This window comes from Planctobacterium sp. AWM4_229, from assembly GCF_056160305.1.
Genome location: NZ_JBSWWX010000007.1, coordinates 123,597 through 138,017, shown reverse-complemented (window position 1 = coordinate 138,017; position 14,421 = coordinate 123,597). Strand labels below are relative to the sequence as shown.

The window sequence follows — 14,421 nt, the reverse complement described above, 5'->3', positions numbered from 1 at the left end:
GATAATCAAGACGGAGACATGATGCAAGTACCCATTACTGCTTTTTATGGCAGCCTGTTAGCCGCGTTTTATTTATATCTGGCAATTATGGTTATCATCCAACGCCGAGAAAGCCGCGTAGGCTTAGGTGATGGTGGTGATAAACACATGTTGCAAGTGATGCGGGTACACGGAAACTATGTAGAGTACGTCCCTTTTGCGCTCGTGCTGTCAATGATGGCGGAGTTAAATGGGGTAAACAGCTATGTTTTGCATGTGTGTGGTTGGTGGTTAATCGTAGCCAGATTGTTACACGCATACGGTTTGCGCCATCACTTTGGTACGTCGTGGCAGCGTTTTGCAGGTTCACTTTCTACCTTTTTGATTTTTCTGGTGCTTATTGTGGCTAATTTGTACCCCCTTTACGTTCCGGCGTAATGTCAGTCTCACTATTCAAGTGACAAAAAGAAAAACCCCGGCAAGCCGGGGTTTTTTGTAAAAAGGAAACACACAATTCACTACATAGGACTTATTTGCTTTCTAGCAAATTGCCGCCGATTTCAATTTTTCGGGGCTTTTTCGCTTCAGGGATCACTCGCTCGAGATCGATGTGCAAGAGTCCGTGTTCCATATCTGCAGTGAGCACTTTTACGTGGTCCCCCAACTGGAATTTGCGCTCAAAGTTACGCTCGGAAATACCTTTGTGCAGGAAGCGTTTTTCGCTAGTTGTTTCTTTGCTTTCTTTCTTACCGGTTACAGTCAAAGTATTTTCTTGTACTTCAATGCTGATATCGTTTTGAGCAAAGCCGGCAACAGCCATGGTGATTCGGTATTTGTCTTCTGCCAACAGCTCAATGTTGTATGGCGGGTAGCTGGCTTGTTTTTCGTTCTGTGAAGCCGCATCTATCATAGATGCAAGGTGGTCAAAACCGATGAAAGAACGATATAGTGGTGATAAATCGATAGTACGCATAGTCATATCCTCGTTAAGCAATATGTTAAAATGTTTAAAAAACGCCCCAATTCGGCGGCTGTTTTACGACCCTAAACAGCGTCGTTGATAAATAGATAGGTTGGCGCTTGAAGCATTCAAGAGAAAAATTTAAAATTTTTTCAAAAAAATCATAAGTCATTGAAATTTATATTTTTATACATCAGATTCGAGCTGTGTTAGGGTAACACTGATAAACAATATTGTTGCTTGTGGTACCTTTATACCAATTAGTATTAATATGTGATCGCTCAGCGCAGTCTCAGGAGCATTAGTTCGAGGCGTGCGAATGAAAGAATACTGGTGGTCTTATGAACTTCGCGCAACAAAGAAATAATGTTCCTGAGGCGCGTCTTTGATGGGTTTGAAACGCATTTATACGGTGTTGGATGTTTTTGATTTAGGCCCACTAGACCTGCAAACATCCGCCTTGTCTAAATGCGTTTCAATTCCCACTGAGTAGAGCAAATACTATTACTAATTGGTATTAATCATTAACTCCTTTAATCCCCTGAAATTTGCGAGCGAAAAAAACATTGATGGAGCACAGCGAGCCATTTATTCGGGCCGAGCGTTTACACTGGAAGCCTGAAGACAAACTGGTGCTAGACCATGTCAGTTGCCATATTGCAAAAGGTAAAGTTAGTGGTGTTGTGGGAGCCAACGGCGCAGGCAAAAGCTCTTTGTTGAAGACTTTGCAAGGATTAACGCCTCTGGATAGCGGAAAGGTATTCATCGATGGCAAAGTATTGGCTGAGTTATCACGTACCCAGAGAGCGCAAACCATTGCTGCAGTGCCGCAAAGTACCGCCTTACTGTTTTCGTTGACAGCTTACGAAGTGGTAAGGATGGCACTCATCCCCTGGAAAAGCGCACTTTCTTCCGATACCCGACAAGATCGCGCCTGGCTCGAGCAATGTATGCAGCAAACAGGCTGTATTGACTTTGTGAACCGCAACTATAATTCGTTGTCAGGCGGAGAACAGCAGCGGGTACTGTTGGCCAGGGCATTGGCGCAGAAAACGGAAATCATTTTACTGGATGAACCTACGAGTCATCTCGATATTTTTTATCAGCACGAAGTATTAATGCTGTTGAAAAAACTTAATAAAACTATCGTTTTGTCCATTCACGATCTCAATCTTGCTGCGCAGTATTGCGACGATATCGTCGTTTTAAAACAGGGCAAAGTGTTGATAGCCGGGCCCCCCAAAACAGCAATGCAGCAGTCGGTTTTGCAAGACGCTTTCGGCCTACCTTGTAGTGTTGCAATAAATCCCGGCAATGGTATCCCCACAGTATGCTTTCATCCGGAGTTAAAAGCTAATGGATAGCTCTCGTTCTTTGGCAATACGCATTATTTTGCCCTTGTTACTATTGGGGTCATTGTTCTTCTGTCTGGCAACGGGTAGCGTTTCCTTAGGTGTAAAAGAGATAGCCAGTTGTTTGGTATTACAGTGCCCTGATAATCTGACTGAAACCATTCTTTGGGATATCCGCTTACCGCGGGTATTGATGGCGGTATTGGTGGGAGCGGGGCTTGCGTTGTCAGGAGCCATGCTGCAAACCTGTACTCGTAATCCTCTGGCGGACCCTTATCTATTTGGCATCGTTTCCGGCGCGGGATTGGGGGCTACCATAGTCACTACGGTGTTACCGGCAGACTGGCAGCCGCTATTACCTTTATTCGCCTTTATGGGGGCGATGATTGCGGTTGTGATTGTGATTGCGCTTTCACGCTATTTACAGCGGTTTGAAATGATACTCTTATGTGGCGTTGCGATTGGCTTTATGTTCAGTGCCATTACCCAATTTTTGTTATATATGGGGGAGCCTTTTGCCGCGAATCGCATCATTTTTTGGCTCATGGGCAGTCTGGCCAACGTTGCAATGAGTAACGTCTATTGGTTGGCAGGCGCGTTGTTAATTACCTGTATTGTTTCTCTGCGCTTCGCAAGACATCTTGACGCCTTAATGTTGGATGATGATTCTGCCGAAGCATTAGGTGTTGATACTAAAAAGCTGCGCTTGATGTTGTTGCTGCTCTGTGCCCTGCTAACTTCAGTGATAGTGGCTTGGTGTGGCGGGATAGGTTTTGTCGGCTTAATGATCCCGCATATTGTCAGAGCGATGTGGGGTACATCCGGCATAAAACTGGTGATTGGTAGCATGTTAGTGGGCGGCGTGTTTCTTTTGTGGGTAGATTTTATCGCCCGGCAAGCGCTACCAAATCAGGAAATTCCACTGGGAGTGATCACTGCAGCACTAGGCAGCGTATTCTTTGTGGGAATAATGATCCAACGCCAGATTAAAAGTAGTTAACTGCATTTCAACGAATAAGGTTTCAAACAACTTGCCGTTGAAACGATAGAAAATACATAGGTTATGTCTTGAACGAAAACGATAAAAAACAACAATTTCGCAATGAGCGCCATCAGGCCAGAATGGCGCGATTAAAAACTAAAGTGGATGCTAAAATCGCGGCGGCAACTGATGATAAAGGGCTACTTTTGGTACTCACCGGTAATGGCAAAGGTAAGTCTAGCTCTGGTTTTGGCATGGTCGCTCGTGCGGTGGGACACGGTTTGAAAGCGGGAGTGGCACAATTTATAAAGGGTACTTGGGAGTGTGGCGAACGAAACCTATTGAGCGCTGCGGGCGTACCATTCTTTGTGATGAAAACCGGTTTTACCTGGGATACTCAAGATCGAGAGAAAGATACACAAGCTGCTGAAGCCGTCTGGCAAGAGGCGAAAAAGTTATTGGCCGACGCTAGCGTTGATGTGGTGATGTTGGACGAGCTTACTTATATGTTGTCTTACGATTACCTTGATCTGGATGAAGTGTTAGACGCTATTAGCCAGCGACCTGATCACCAACACGTCATTGTCACCGGACGTGGTTGTCAGCAAGAGCTCATTGAAATGGCCGATACTGTTAGCGAAGTGCAAAATACCAAACATGCCTTTGACGCTGGCATTAAAGCGCAGAAGGGGATCGATTGGTGAAGTTCAAAGCGTGCTTACTCTTGTTGTTATTGCTGTGTAAATCGAGTACAACTCTCGCTACTCAGCAATCGTCTCCTAAAGTCGTAGCGCTGGCGCCCCATCTGGTGGAGTTGATTTTTGAAATAGGCGCCGGGAAGCAAATCATCGGTGTTAGCCAGTATTCTGATTTTCCCGAAGACGCTAAAGACATTACCGTAGTTGGAGATTATCAGTCGCTCAACATCGAAAAAATCGTGGCACTACAACCAGATTTAATTATCGTCTGGCAAACAGGACATCCGGTAAAAGACGTTGAAAAGCTCAAAGCACTGGGGTTTAAAATCGCCTATTCAGATCCTCGAAGTATTGCCGATGTACCGCAAGAACTCATAAATCTTGGCAAATTATTGGGTAAACAATCCTTGGCAGAAAAAAAAGCCGTAGAGTTAACAACTGCACTTGATATGATTCAACAACAATATGCGCACAAAGAACAGGTTAAGGTGTTTTACGAGCTTTGGCCGGACCCATTATCGACTATCGGTGCATCTAGCTGGCCCTCCAGTATTTTAACCCTTTGCGGAGCCCATAATGTATTTGATGACATTACCAATAACCCCTATCCGCAGATAAATATTGAACAGCTTTTGGCTAGAGAAGTGGATCTGATAATACATCCGCTTTCTGGCAATCAGTCAGAGTTATCGGGCTTTGAATGGCAAAATTGGCCGGATATCAAGGCGGTTAAACACAAACAAATTATCCACCCCGATGCGGATAAGTTACATCGCATGACGAGTCGAGCCGTGGAGCAGGTGGCTGAGCTGTGCGGGCAAATTGACAATGTGAGAATATTTTACCAATCTTAAGCGACAAGCTTTGTGAACCCAATGAGAAAATGCTAATGTGTGTTTTCTTTTTGTTGTTGGAAATTTAGCCATGTCGTTGCAGCAAGCCCTGACGTTATGTGACGCATCCTGTACGGATGAGCTGTTGCGGGCTTATAAACACTTCCAATCGGAAAAATATTTCGACCGGCGTCTGGTTGAATGTTTACGCCAACCAAAAACAGAAAAAGCCGCCTCCTGGTTACTAAAACATTATCTCGAAGAGGGGTTCATATTAGATGAGCTCATGGTGAGGAAAACATTGTTGACGCTGTTGCAAACCCAGCTGTGGGATACCCGATTACATCTGCTACAGTGTTTGGGAATGCTTAAAATTGAAACGGAATTGGCTCATCAGTTATTCCAAAAATTAAAATTGCTTATCGCTGACAAAAACAAACTGGTTCGTGCCTGGGCATACAACGGTTTGCACGAGGTGGCGCTTCAGTTTCCTCATTACAAGACCCAAACTTGGGAGATTCTTTGCGCTGTGGCAGAAAATGAGGCGCCTTCGGTACAAGCTCGCATACGAAAGATAACCCGCTCTGACTATTACACTTTGCAAAAGGATTGCGGTTAACCAAGAAAAAGGCTCACACAAGGCGAGCCAGAAATAACACCGGTTGGTGTTATGTCTTTACACCTTAGTTGCTAAGAATGGATCACACGCTTGAAACGGATCATTATCAATAAACTGAACATCAACCCGGTTCGATGCCAAAAGCGGCACAATCCTGAAGATAGTTGTCCACAGATTTCTTGAAGTTAACCTCCAGCTCTTCGATAGAGCTTGCTTGATACATCACATTGTCGCGTTTGAGCTGCAGATTACCGAAGTAATAGCAGGCTTCTGATTGAAAATTAAGGCTACCCAGAAATCCTTTATATTCCAGCTTTACCATGATTTTACCCGTTAGCAAAATGATTAATAGAAAACTATCGCTAGCTAACTTTTACCCAAAGTGAGTGCCAAAAAACGATAATCCAAAATTGTCATCAATCTAATACTTTAGTATGAGATCTTAACACCATTATGCCTAAAAATTTATGCGGAATTATGAAGATGTGATAAGTGACTGGTTACGTGGGATAAATCTGGTAAATACAGATGTAAAAGAGGCCAGTCTTTGCAACTGGCTTCATTTTTAATCATAGACAACGCTACTTGTGGCGTTCCCGAAGCACGCTGATACTGTCCTCTAAAGACAGCCCGCTGGCTTGCATCAGTACCATGAGGTGATAGAGCAAATCGGCGGATTCATTTTTCAGCTCCTCTAAGTCTTTCACCGTGGCTGCCAGCGCAGTTTCAACGCCTTCTTCACCGACTTTCTGGGCGATGCGTTTGATGCCTTTTTGATAAAGCCTGGCGGTGTAACTGCTATCTGGATCGGCCTGTTTACGTTCAGCCAATACTTTCTCCAGCTCTGCCAGAAACGTAAAGTCAGCACTTTGCGCTGCATCCCAGCAGGTTTGTGTGCCTAGGTGGCAGGTAGGGCCATTGGGTTTGGCCAAAACCAGAAGCGCATCTTTATCACAATCGGCACTGATATCTACCAGCTCAAGTGTGTTGCCGGAGGTTTCACCTTTGGTCCACAAACGCTGTTTAGAGCGACTGTAAAAGGTCACATTACCGCTTGATAACGTGGTGGCCAATGCCTCATCATTCATGTAGCCCAGCATTTGAACTGAACCTGTGTAGCTATCCTGGACCACGCAGGGCAGTAAGCCATCCATCTTGTCCCAGGCGAGCTGATCAATGTTTTCTGAAGTTATGCGCATGGGCGGATCTCGATTTGTTGTTGAATTAAATAGTCTTTCAGGTCCTTCATAGCAATAATGCCCTTGTGAAAAACCGAAGCTGCCAGCGCTCCGTCTACATCGGCTTGCTGGAAAACGTCTTTGAAGTGCACCATTTCGCCTGCGCCACCAGAAGCAATCAAAGGCACAGAGCATAGCTTACGGATGGCGCTGAGTTGCGCAATGTCGTAACCCTGTCGCACACCGTCCTGATTCATGCAATTCAGTACAATCTCACCGGCACCGCGCTCTTGTACCTCTTCTACCCAATCTGCCGTTTGTTTACCGGTGTTTTGAGTGCGCTTTTCATCCCCGGTGAACTGATAAACTTCATAAGTATTGGAGTCGGCATTAAAATAGCTGTCGATTCCCACCACAATACATTGTTTACCGAAGCGTTCATTTAATTGGGTAATGAGTTCAGGATTTGCCAGAGCAGGGGAGTTGATGGAGATTTTATCTGCACCCATTTCCAAAATGGTTTGCGCGTCTTCTAATGACTTTATACCGCCAGCAACACAGAAAGGGATATCTATCACCTTAGCAATGCGAGTTACCCAGCTTTTATCCACCACCCGCTGATCGCTTGATGCGGTAATATCATAAAATACTAATTCATCAGCGCCAGCTTCGGCGTATTTTTCTGCCAGTGGCACAATATCGCCAATGATCTCGTGATTGCGGAATTGTACCCCTTTAACCACCAGTCCATCACGAACATCAAGACAAGGAATAATGCGTTTCGCTAACATCATTGTGCTCCCTGGCTTTGCCATAGCTCAATGGCCTGTGCGACGGTAAATTTACCTTCAAGCAGGGCCCTGCCTAAGATGACCCCCTGTACTTTTGTGCTCTTGAGTTGCTCGATATCAGCTAGCGAACCTATGCCACCCGAAGCCTGCCAGTTAACCGCCGGGAACTTCTCTACCATTTCCTGATATAGGGCGTGATTTGGGCCTTGCAGCGTACCGTCTTTACTGATGTCGGTACACAGAACCTGCTCTACGCCGAACTCCAGGTAGCTTTGCAATAGCGTGCTTAATTCAACACCGCTGTCTTGTTGCCAGCCGTGGGTGGCAATGCGCTTTTCACCCGCATCGTTAATGTTGATATCCAGTGCTAATACAAAGTGCTCTGCACCGTATTTTTGCATCCAGGACTGCACTAATTCCGGCTCTTTTACTGCCAGAGATCCAATAACAACTCGAGCAACACCGATATCCAGCAATTGTTGTACATCTTGCTCACTGCGAATTCCGCCGCCGCACTGAAACTGCATACGATCTGTCGCTACCATGTCTTTGATCAGGCTTAGCTGACGCTTATCCGTATCTTTTGCACCAGTAAGATCAACGATGTGTAACCACTGTGCTCCCTGATCCGCATAATTGTGCACCACATCAACTGGAGCCAGTTGATATTGGGTCTTTTGTTCGTAGTCGCCCTGATATAAGCGAACCACATTACCGTCTATTAAATCTATTGCAGGAATGATCACGGGGTGTCCTTAAATCTGTTCGATAAAGTTTTTGATGAGCTGTGCACCGGATTCACTGGAGCGTTCCGGGTGAAATTGCACGCCGTAAAAATTGTTGTTATTTATACTGGCGGAGAACGGCTGGCTGTATTCGCAGCTGGCCAATGTGTGGCTACCTACAGGAACACAATAACCATGCACAAAGTAGAACCAACTGCCATTATCTATGTTGTAAAACAGAGGGTTGTCGCGCTCTACCTGCACCTGATTCCAACCCATGTGGGGTAGTGTCAGACTGTCTGAACGCATTAGGCCCACTTGGGTGTCCACCATACCTAAACATTGGGCATTGCCTTCTTCTGACTGTCGGGTGAGCAGCTGCATGCCCAAACAGATACCCAGTACTGGCTGAGTTAAGGATTGCAGGGTCTCAGTCAGACCTTTTTGGGCAATTTGCTGCATGGCGGCGGCGGCGGCGCCGACTCCCGGCAGAAATACTTTATCAGCGACTTTGATTATAGCTGGGTCGTCAGACACCAAAACATCAAAACCCAGTCGCTCGATGGCAAATTGCAGTGAGGATATATTGGCGCAACCGGTATGTACTATTACCAGAGACTGGCTCATTTATAGCGCTCCTTTGCTGCTGGGCAATACATCACCCTGTTTGTTCACCGCCTGGCGCAATGCACGGCCAAATACCTTGAACAGACTTTCCACCTGGTGGTGAGCATTGCCTTCAGTAGTGGATAGATGCAGAGAAATCCCCATGCTATCGCTGAGTGAGCGGAAGAAGTGACCCACCATTTGTGTATTCAGCTCGCCAACTTTTTCCTGACTGAAAGGGGCGTCAAACTTGAGATAGGGGCGGGCGGAAATATCCAATACGCATTCGGCACGACACTCATCCATGGGCAAGGCAAAGCCAAAACGACCAATGCCTCGTTTGTCTCCAAGGGCCTTGCGTAACGCTTCGCCAATGGCCAACGCAGTATCTTCTACAGAGTGATGATCGTCGATGTGTAAATCGCCATCTACTTTAACATTCAGGGTAATCCCGCCGTGAGTGGCAATTTGATCCAGCATGTGGTCAAAAAAGCCAATGCCGGTTTGAATATCGGATTTAACTTGCTTATCTAAATCCACCTCGACACGAATGTCGGTTTCTGATGTGGTGCGCACAACGGAGGCGGTGCGTTCAGACTGGTTGAACTGAGCAACAATATCATTCCAGTTGAGCTTTTCGCGATTGTATTTGATGCCGCGAATACCCATCGCACTTGCCAGTTGAATGTCGGTATCTCGGTCGCCAATAACAAAAGAACGGGTGAAGTCCACTTTTCCTTCTGTCAAATATCCTTGCACCAGGCCGAGCTTTGGCTTGCGACAACTGCAGTTATCTTCGGCAAAATGAGGACAGATAAGTACCTCATCAAAACGAATACCCTGGCTTTCAAATAACTGCATCATTTTGTCATGTGGGGCATCAAAGTCGGCTTGTGGAAAGCTGTCGGTGCCCAAACCGTCCTGGTTGGATACCATCACTAGTTTAAAACCCAACGACTGCAGTTTGAGTAATGCAGGCACAACATTGGGTTCAAATACCAGCTTTTCCAGCGTGTCTAATTGTTTGTCGATGGCGGGCTCTTCCACCAATGTGCCATCTCGGTCGATAAATAGTATTGCTTGCTGGCTCATGCCGCTTGTCCTTCTTGAAAAAACTGTTGAATAAGCGCCAGCAGACGCTGATTTTCTTCACGACTACCGATAGTGATGCGCAGGCAATCACTTAGAAGTATTTGTTTCGATTGGTCGCGTGTGAGTACGCCGTTTTGCACCAGGTGCTGCATCAGTGCATCTTTGTGCTGGCAGCGATACAGTAAAAAGTTGGCGTTGTCACCGCCTTGAAATTCCATGCCTTGCATATTTGCAAGCGCTTGTTTCATCCAATCCTGCTCAGATCGAATGATACTGACTTGCTGTTGCATTAAGTCTACGCCATTCTCGGACAATGCCTGATGAGCAATTTGCGCCACTGGGTCTGAAACCGGGTAGGGGGCAATCACTTTTAGCAGTACCTTAATAATATCCGAACTTGCCAGGGTAAAGCCGCAGCGAATACCCGCAAGGGCAAAGGCTTTGGATAAAGTGCGTAAAATCACCAGGTGCGGGTTGTCAGCCAATAATGCGGTTTGATTGTGCTGCGGACTGAACTCAATGTACGCCTCATCCACTACCACTAACGATTTCCCGGCAAACATAGCCAACACCGCATTGATTTGCTCTTGAGCTATCAAAGTACCCGTGGGGTTATTAGGCGAGCACAAGAACACCAGTTTCGGTAAATTGTCGGAATTGGCAATAGCTTCTAATGCCTCTAAATCCAAAGAGAAATCACCATTCAACGGCGCTTTTTGCACACTCACATTAAAGGTTTGGGCGCTAATTGCATACATGCCATAAGTGGGGGGACAGATTAAGATGCTGTCCTTGCTCGGATTACAAAAGCCGCGAATAAGCAGTTCAATGCCTTCATCCGCACCGCGAGAAACCAAGACCTGCTCTTTGTTTAAACCAGCATATTTGGCATAAGCACTCAGTACCGCTTCGGGCTGGCAATCTGGGTAGCGGTTGAAACGCTCGGTATTGAGGGAATACTCGTTGCTAAAAGGCGATTCGTTGGCGTTTAACCAGTCGTTACCGCCGCTAAACAGACGTCTGGCGGATTCGTAAGGAGTCAGCTCCCGCACAAAATCACAGGTTAAATTGTCGATAAACGTATTGTTCATGGTTACATCGTCTCCTGTGTTAAGCGAATAGCCACAGCATTTTTGTGAGCGTCCAGGCCTTCAGCGTCTGCTAAATCCATAATGGCGGCACCGATATTGGCTAGGCCGTCGTAACTCAATTCCTGTACCGTGTAGCGGCGCAAAAAGTCCGCCACACCTAAACTGGAATAATTACGGGCATAACCATAAGTGGGTAATACGTGATTGGTACCGCTGGCATAATCACCAGCGGACTCTGGCGACCACTGACCGAGGAAAATAGAGCCGGCATTTTTAATGCTGGTCAATGATTCCCGTGGATTGTCGGTTTGCACAATGAGGTGCTCCGGGGCGTATAGATTGCTCACCGCGACAGACTCCTGCACCGATTGGGTGAGGATATAACGCGCGTTTTGCATCGCTGCTTGGGCAATCTCATTACGACTCAAGCGTGCCAGTTGCTGTGCAACGGCTTGCTGTGTTTGGGCTATCACCGTTTCGCTGTTGCACACCAAAATCGCTTGAGAGTCTTTGCCGTGCTCTGCCTGAGACAGTAAATCTGAGGCAATAAATTCAGGGTTTGCGTTTTCATCGGCGATTACCAGTACTTCGGACGGACCTGCAGGCATATCAATAGCCGGGCCTCCTGCCATACTGCTCACCTGTTGTTTCGCTTCAGTCACAAAGGCATTACCTGGGCCAAATATCTTATCGGCTCGCGTGACACTTTGGGTGCCAAATGCCATCGCGGCAATCGCTTGCGCACCGCCAATCAGGTTGATTTCATTGATACCACAACGCAAAGCCGCATAGGCAATTGCCGGGTGGATCTTGCCTTCTTCATTGGGGGGCGTACACAAAATGCGCTTTTCACAGCCCGCTACTTTAGCGGCCACACCCACCATCAATACCGTGGAAGGCAGTGGGGCAGTGCCGCCTGGGATATAGAGACCCACAGCTTCCAATGGCGCGTAGTGCAATTCACAGGTAACGCCTTTTGAGGTTTCAGTGGTAAACCCCTGATAAGCCTGTTGTTGGTGAAACTTGAGAATATTGTCATAGGCTACATCAATGGCGCTCTTAACATTTGGCGCGAGTTGCTGTGCCAGGGCTTGAGTCTCTGTTTCACTGAGCTGCAATTTATCCAGGCTAACCTTATCAAACTTTGCCGTAAGCTCTCGTAAGGCTTCATCACCGCGCTGGCGGATATCCGCTAAAATCTCAGCAACGGCGATTCTGACGTTGTCAGCATTGTCTGCTACAGGCCGCGCCAGAGCGGCTTGCCTTTGTTGCTGATCTGCTTCACTCCAGTTAAGCATGGTTTACTCCATCATTTTTTCAATGGGCATCACCAAGATGGAGCGGCATCCCAATGTTTTCAGACGTTCCATGGTTTCCCAGAACAGGTTCTCTGGGCTAACCACGTGAACGGCAACACTGTCAGAGTCACCCGCAAGGGGTAGAATTGTGGGATCTTCTGAGCCGGGTAACAGGTTTTTCACTTCTTCGATATTGGCTTTGGGGGCGTGCAGCATAATGTATTTGCTTTCTTTGGCCTGCATAACGCCATTGATGCGGGGCAACAGGCGATCAATCAATGCTTGTTTCTCTGCGCTCAGTGGTTGTGGGCGCTGAATGAGGGTCGCCGTTGATCGGAAAATCACTTCTTCTTCTTTCAGGCCATTGGCTTCCAGTGTTGCGCCGGTGGATACCAGGTCGCAGATAGCATCTGCCAGTCCTGCTCTTGGGGCTACTTCAACCGAGCCCGTTAACATGACGCAACTGGCATCAACGTTTTGATCCTGGAAAAAGCGCTCCAACAAGTAAGGGTAGGTGGTGGCCACGGTTTTTCCCGCGAGACTATTAACCGAGTTATATTGAAACTCATTGGGCACGGCAATGGATAAGCGGCAGCCGCCGTAGTCTAGTTGGCGTAATACCTCATACTGGTAGTTTTTGCCCGCGGCTTTGCGCTCCAGCATTTTTTCTTCCAGTTCGTTTTCACCGATAAAGCCCAAATCCACTACACCATCCATCACCAAGCCCGGAATATCATCATCTCTGACACGCATAAGATCGATGGGCATGTTGGTGGAGTGCGCCATTAACAGACGATCCTGAATAGCCAGTTTTACGCCAATGGCTTTGAGTAAACTGATACTTTTCTCGCTAAGTCTTCCAGATTTTTGTACTGCAATTCTGAGTCTTTTGGCATCTGTCATGGTTTGTTCCTGTTAATCAATGCTAAAAAGTTTGGCCCCTAAAACGAAAAACCCCCGAAAGTCTCCTTCCGGGGGTATAAAATTTTTGTCTCCGGAAGGCAATCAATAGACCCTCCGGCATAAACCTGAAGGTCACGCTGGATGATGGTGATGAGTGTGTGCTTTCAGGTTAAACATGATTCGGTGCTTCTTTCCAATTAGGTAGCAATATCGTAATTCGTGACAGACAATAACCAACTCTTTGTTAAATTGCAATTGTCGGTTTGCTGTTCACATATTCCAAAAAGCTATCTTATATATGATTTTAAGGTGGAATAGCTCTAAGGATGACGTAAATCCTTGAAAAGGACAAAAATTGACCGATATAAAGATAAGAGGATTGCTAAGGAGCAAACTATGGCAGGTGATTTACTGTTCTACATCTTACCCAGATTGGGCAAGGTGCCCTATAAACCTGAACCCAGGAATGTTAAGCCTGTGGATAAGGAAGCCCGCTTTCGCCCCCTAAATGATGAGGAGCAGGTGCTAACTGCCAGAGTAAATAACAGCAAAAAGTTAATAGATGACGAACACGAAGGGAGAGGTTTATACAAGGACAAAGAAGGACACAAGCATTTTGATGACTTTGTGTAATGTGTGAGAGTCACCAGCGAATAAACGTCTATCGAGAATAACCGAGGAGCCTGTGAGCACTGATTCAACCTGCCGACATTGAGCAGAACAACAGTGCAAATTTGTCGATTTGGTTAATACTTAAGGGGAACGTCTTTCGGGAAATCTAAGGAATCCTTATGCAACTTCGCACTGCTACCATCAATGATCTCGACACGTTGCAATGGTGGCATCAGCAAGCACACGTGGTGGACGCAGGCTCAGATGTTAATTACAACTGGGAGAAAGAGTTAAGTCGTCAACCTGAATGGCGTGAACAGTTAATGGCTGAGGAAGATGGTCAGGCTGTTGGATTTGTGCAGATTTACGATCCTTATGATGATGAAGCGCATCGCTGGGGTAATGTCACCAGAAAATTGCGAGCCATCGAAGTCTGGATAGGTGACGCTGAAAACCTCAATAAAGGTTACGGCACTAAAATTATGCAGCTGGCGATGGCGCGTTGTTTCGACAACCCAGATGTACACGCACTGCTGGTGGACCCTTTGGCCAATAACCGCAAAGCGCAACGCTTCTATGCCCGTCTCGGTTTTAAGTTTATCGAAACCAAAACCATTGAGAACGAAAGTTGTTATGTGCTAAAAATTACTCGCGAGCAATATCAAAAGATGGCAGTCTGATAAATTCAAGGAATACAGCAA

General features: G+C 46.4%; 18 protein-coding genes. 8 read left to right on the top strand and 10 right to left on the bottom strand.

The genetic code is table 11. The features are described 5' to 3' along the window. Positions 1-18: 18 nt before the first annotated feature. Positions 19-417 carry an MAPEG family protein gene (locus ACXAGP_RS16440; RefSeq protein WP_475262653.1) on the top strand — a complete coding sequence of 133 codons (399 nt, stop codon included), beginning with the start codon at positions 19-21 and terminating at the stop codon, positions 415-417. 91 nt (positions 418-508) lie between these two features. Here ACXAGP_RS16440 and ACXAGP_RS16435 read toward each other — a convergent pair whose 3' ends face one another. Beyond that, positions 509-952: an Hsp20 family protein gene (locus tag ACXAGP_RS16435; RefSeq protein ID WP_475262652.1), complete on the bottom strand. Its 444-nt coding sequence runs from the start codon at positions 950-952 to the stop codon at positions 509-511. A gap of 557 nt (positions 953-1,509) precedes the next feature. Here ACXAGP_RS16435 and ACXAGP_RS16430 point away from each other — a divergent pair. From ACXAGP_RS16430 to ACXAGP_RS16410, 5 genes are all read left to right on the top strand, one after another. Continuing rightward, positions 1,510-2,304: an ABC transporter ATP-binding protein gene (locus tag ACXAGP_RS16430; RefSeq protein ID WP_475262651.1), complete on the top strand. Its 795-nt coding sequence runs from the start codon at positions 1,510-1,512 to the stop codon at positions 2,302-2,304. Further along, entirely contained in the window at positions 2,297-3,292 is a 996-nt protein-coding gene (locus ACXAGP_RS16425; protein WP_475262650.1) for a FecCD family ABC transporter permease, read from the top strand. Before ACXAGP_RS16430 ends, ACXAGP_RS16425 begins: the two co-directional genes overlap by 8 nt. Positions 3,293-3,360: 68 nt before the next feature. Continuing rightward, positions 3,361-3,978: a cob(I)yrinic acid a,c-diamide adenosyltransferase gene (cobO, locus tag ACXAGP_RS16420; RefSeq protein ID WP_475262649.1), complete on the top strand. Its 618-nt coding sequence runs from the start codon at positions 3,361-3,363 to the stop codon at positions 3,976-3,978. Beyond that, entirely contained in the window at positions 3,975-4,826 is an 852-nt protein-coding gene (locus tag ACXAGP_RS16415; RefSeq protein ID WP_475262648.1) for a cobalamin-binding protein, read from the top strand. Before cobO ends, ACXAGP_RS16415 begins: the two co-directional genes overlap by 4 nt. Before the next feature lie 70 nt (positions 4,827-4,896). Then, entirely contained in the window at positions 4,897-5,424 is a 528-nt protein-coding gene (locus tag ACXAGP_RS16410; RefSeq protein WP_475262647.1) for a hypothetical protein, read from the top strand. Between the two features lie 121 nt (positions 5,425-5,545). Here ACXAGP_RS16410 and ACXAGP_RS16405 read toward each other — a convergent pair whose 3' ends face one another. The 9 genes from ACXAGP_RS16405 to hisG form a co-directional block, all read right to left on the bottom strand. Beyond that, positions 5,546-5,746, bottom strand: a complete 201-nt coding sequence (locus ACXAGP_RS16405; protein ID WP_475262646.1) for a hypothetical protein — start codon at positions 5,744-5,746, stop codon at positions 5,546-5,548. Between the two features lie 259 nt (positions 5,747-6,005). Next, the gene (hisIE, locus tag ACXAGP_RS16400) at positions 6,006-6,623 is read right to left on the bottom strand and encodes a bifunctional phosphoribosyl-AMP cyclohydrolase/phosphoribosyl-ATP diphosphatase HisIE (RefSeq protein WP_475262645.1); all 618 of its coding nucleotides are present in this window, start codon (positions 6,621-6,623) and stop codon (positions 6,006-6,008) included. Beyond that, a complete protein-coding gene (gene hisF / locus ACXAGP_RS16395) occupies positions 6,614-7,393 on the bottom strand; it encodes an imidazole glycerol phosphate synthase subunit HisF (RefSeq protein WP_475262871.1) in 780 nt (259 codons plus the stop codon). The genes hisIE and hisF overlap by 10 nt, the downstream gene beginning before the upstream one ends. Further along, positions 7,393-8,139 (bottom strand): 1-(5-phosphoribosyl)-5-[(5-phosphoribosylamino)methylideneamino]imidazole-4-carboxamide isomerase, encoded by a 747-nt coding sequence (gene hisA, locus ACXAGP_RS16390; RefSeq protein WP_475262644.1) that lies wholly within the window; start codon positions 8,137-8,139, stop codon positions 7,393-7,395. Before hisA ends, hisF begins: the two co-directional genes overlap by 1 nt. Positions 8,140-8,148: 9 nt before the next feature. Further along, a complete protein-coding gene (hisH, locus tag ACXAGP_RS16385) occupies positions 8,149-8,745 on the bottom strand; it encodes an imidazole glycerol phosphate synthase subunit HisH (protein ID WP_475262643.1) in 597 nt (198 codons plus the stop codon). Next, positions 8,746-9,816 carry a bifunctional histidinol-phosphatase/imidazoleglycerol-phosphate dehydratase HisB gene (gene hisB, locus ACXAGP_RS16380; RefSeq protein ID WP_475262642.1) on the bottom strand — a complete coding sequence of 357 codons (1,071 nt, stop codon included), beginning with the start codon at positions 9,814-9,816 and terminating at the stop codon, positions 8,746-8,748. Then, a complete protein-coding gene (gene hisC / locus ACXAGP_RS16375; protein WP_475262641.1) occupies positions 9,813-10,907 on the bottom strand; it encodes a histidinol-phosphate transaminase in 1,095 nt (364 codons plus the stop codon). The genes hisB and hisC overlap by 4 nt, the downstream gene beginning before the upstream one ends. A 2-nt stretch (positions 10,908-10,909) precedes the next feature. Next, entirely contained in the window at positions 10,910-12,205 is a 1,296-nt protein-coding gene (gene hisD / locus ACXAGP_RS16370) for a histidinol dehydrogenase (protein WP_475262640.1), read from the bottom strand. Positions 12,206-12,208: 3 nt separating this feature from the next. Then, complete coding sequence (hisG, locus tag ACXAGP_RS16365; protein WP_475262639.1) at positions 12,209-13,108, bottom strand: ATP phosphoribosyltransferase; 900 nt, start codon at positions 13,106-13,108, stop codon at positions 12,209-12,211. 396 nt (positions 13,109-13,504) lie between these two features. Between hisG and ACXAGP_RS16360 the strand changes: the two genes are divergently transcribed. Beyond that, positions 13,505-13,741, top strand: coding sequence for a hypothetical protein (locus tag ACXAGP_RS16360; RefSeq protein ID WP_475262638.1), 237 nt, complete (start codon positions 13,505-13,507; stop codon positions 13,739-13,741). A gap of 158 nt (positions 13,742-13,899) precedes the next feature. After that, positions 13,900-14,400, top strand: coding sequence for a GNAT family N-acetyltransferase (locus ACXAGP_RS16355; protein ID WP_475262637.1), 501 nt, complete (start codon positions 13,900-13,902; stop codon positions 14,398-14,400). The last annotated feature ends 21 nt before the right edge of the window (positions 14,401-14,421 follow it).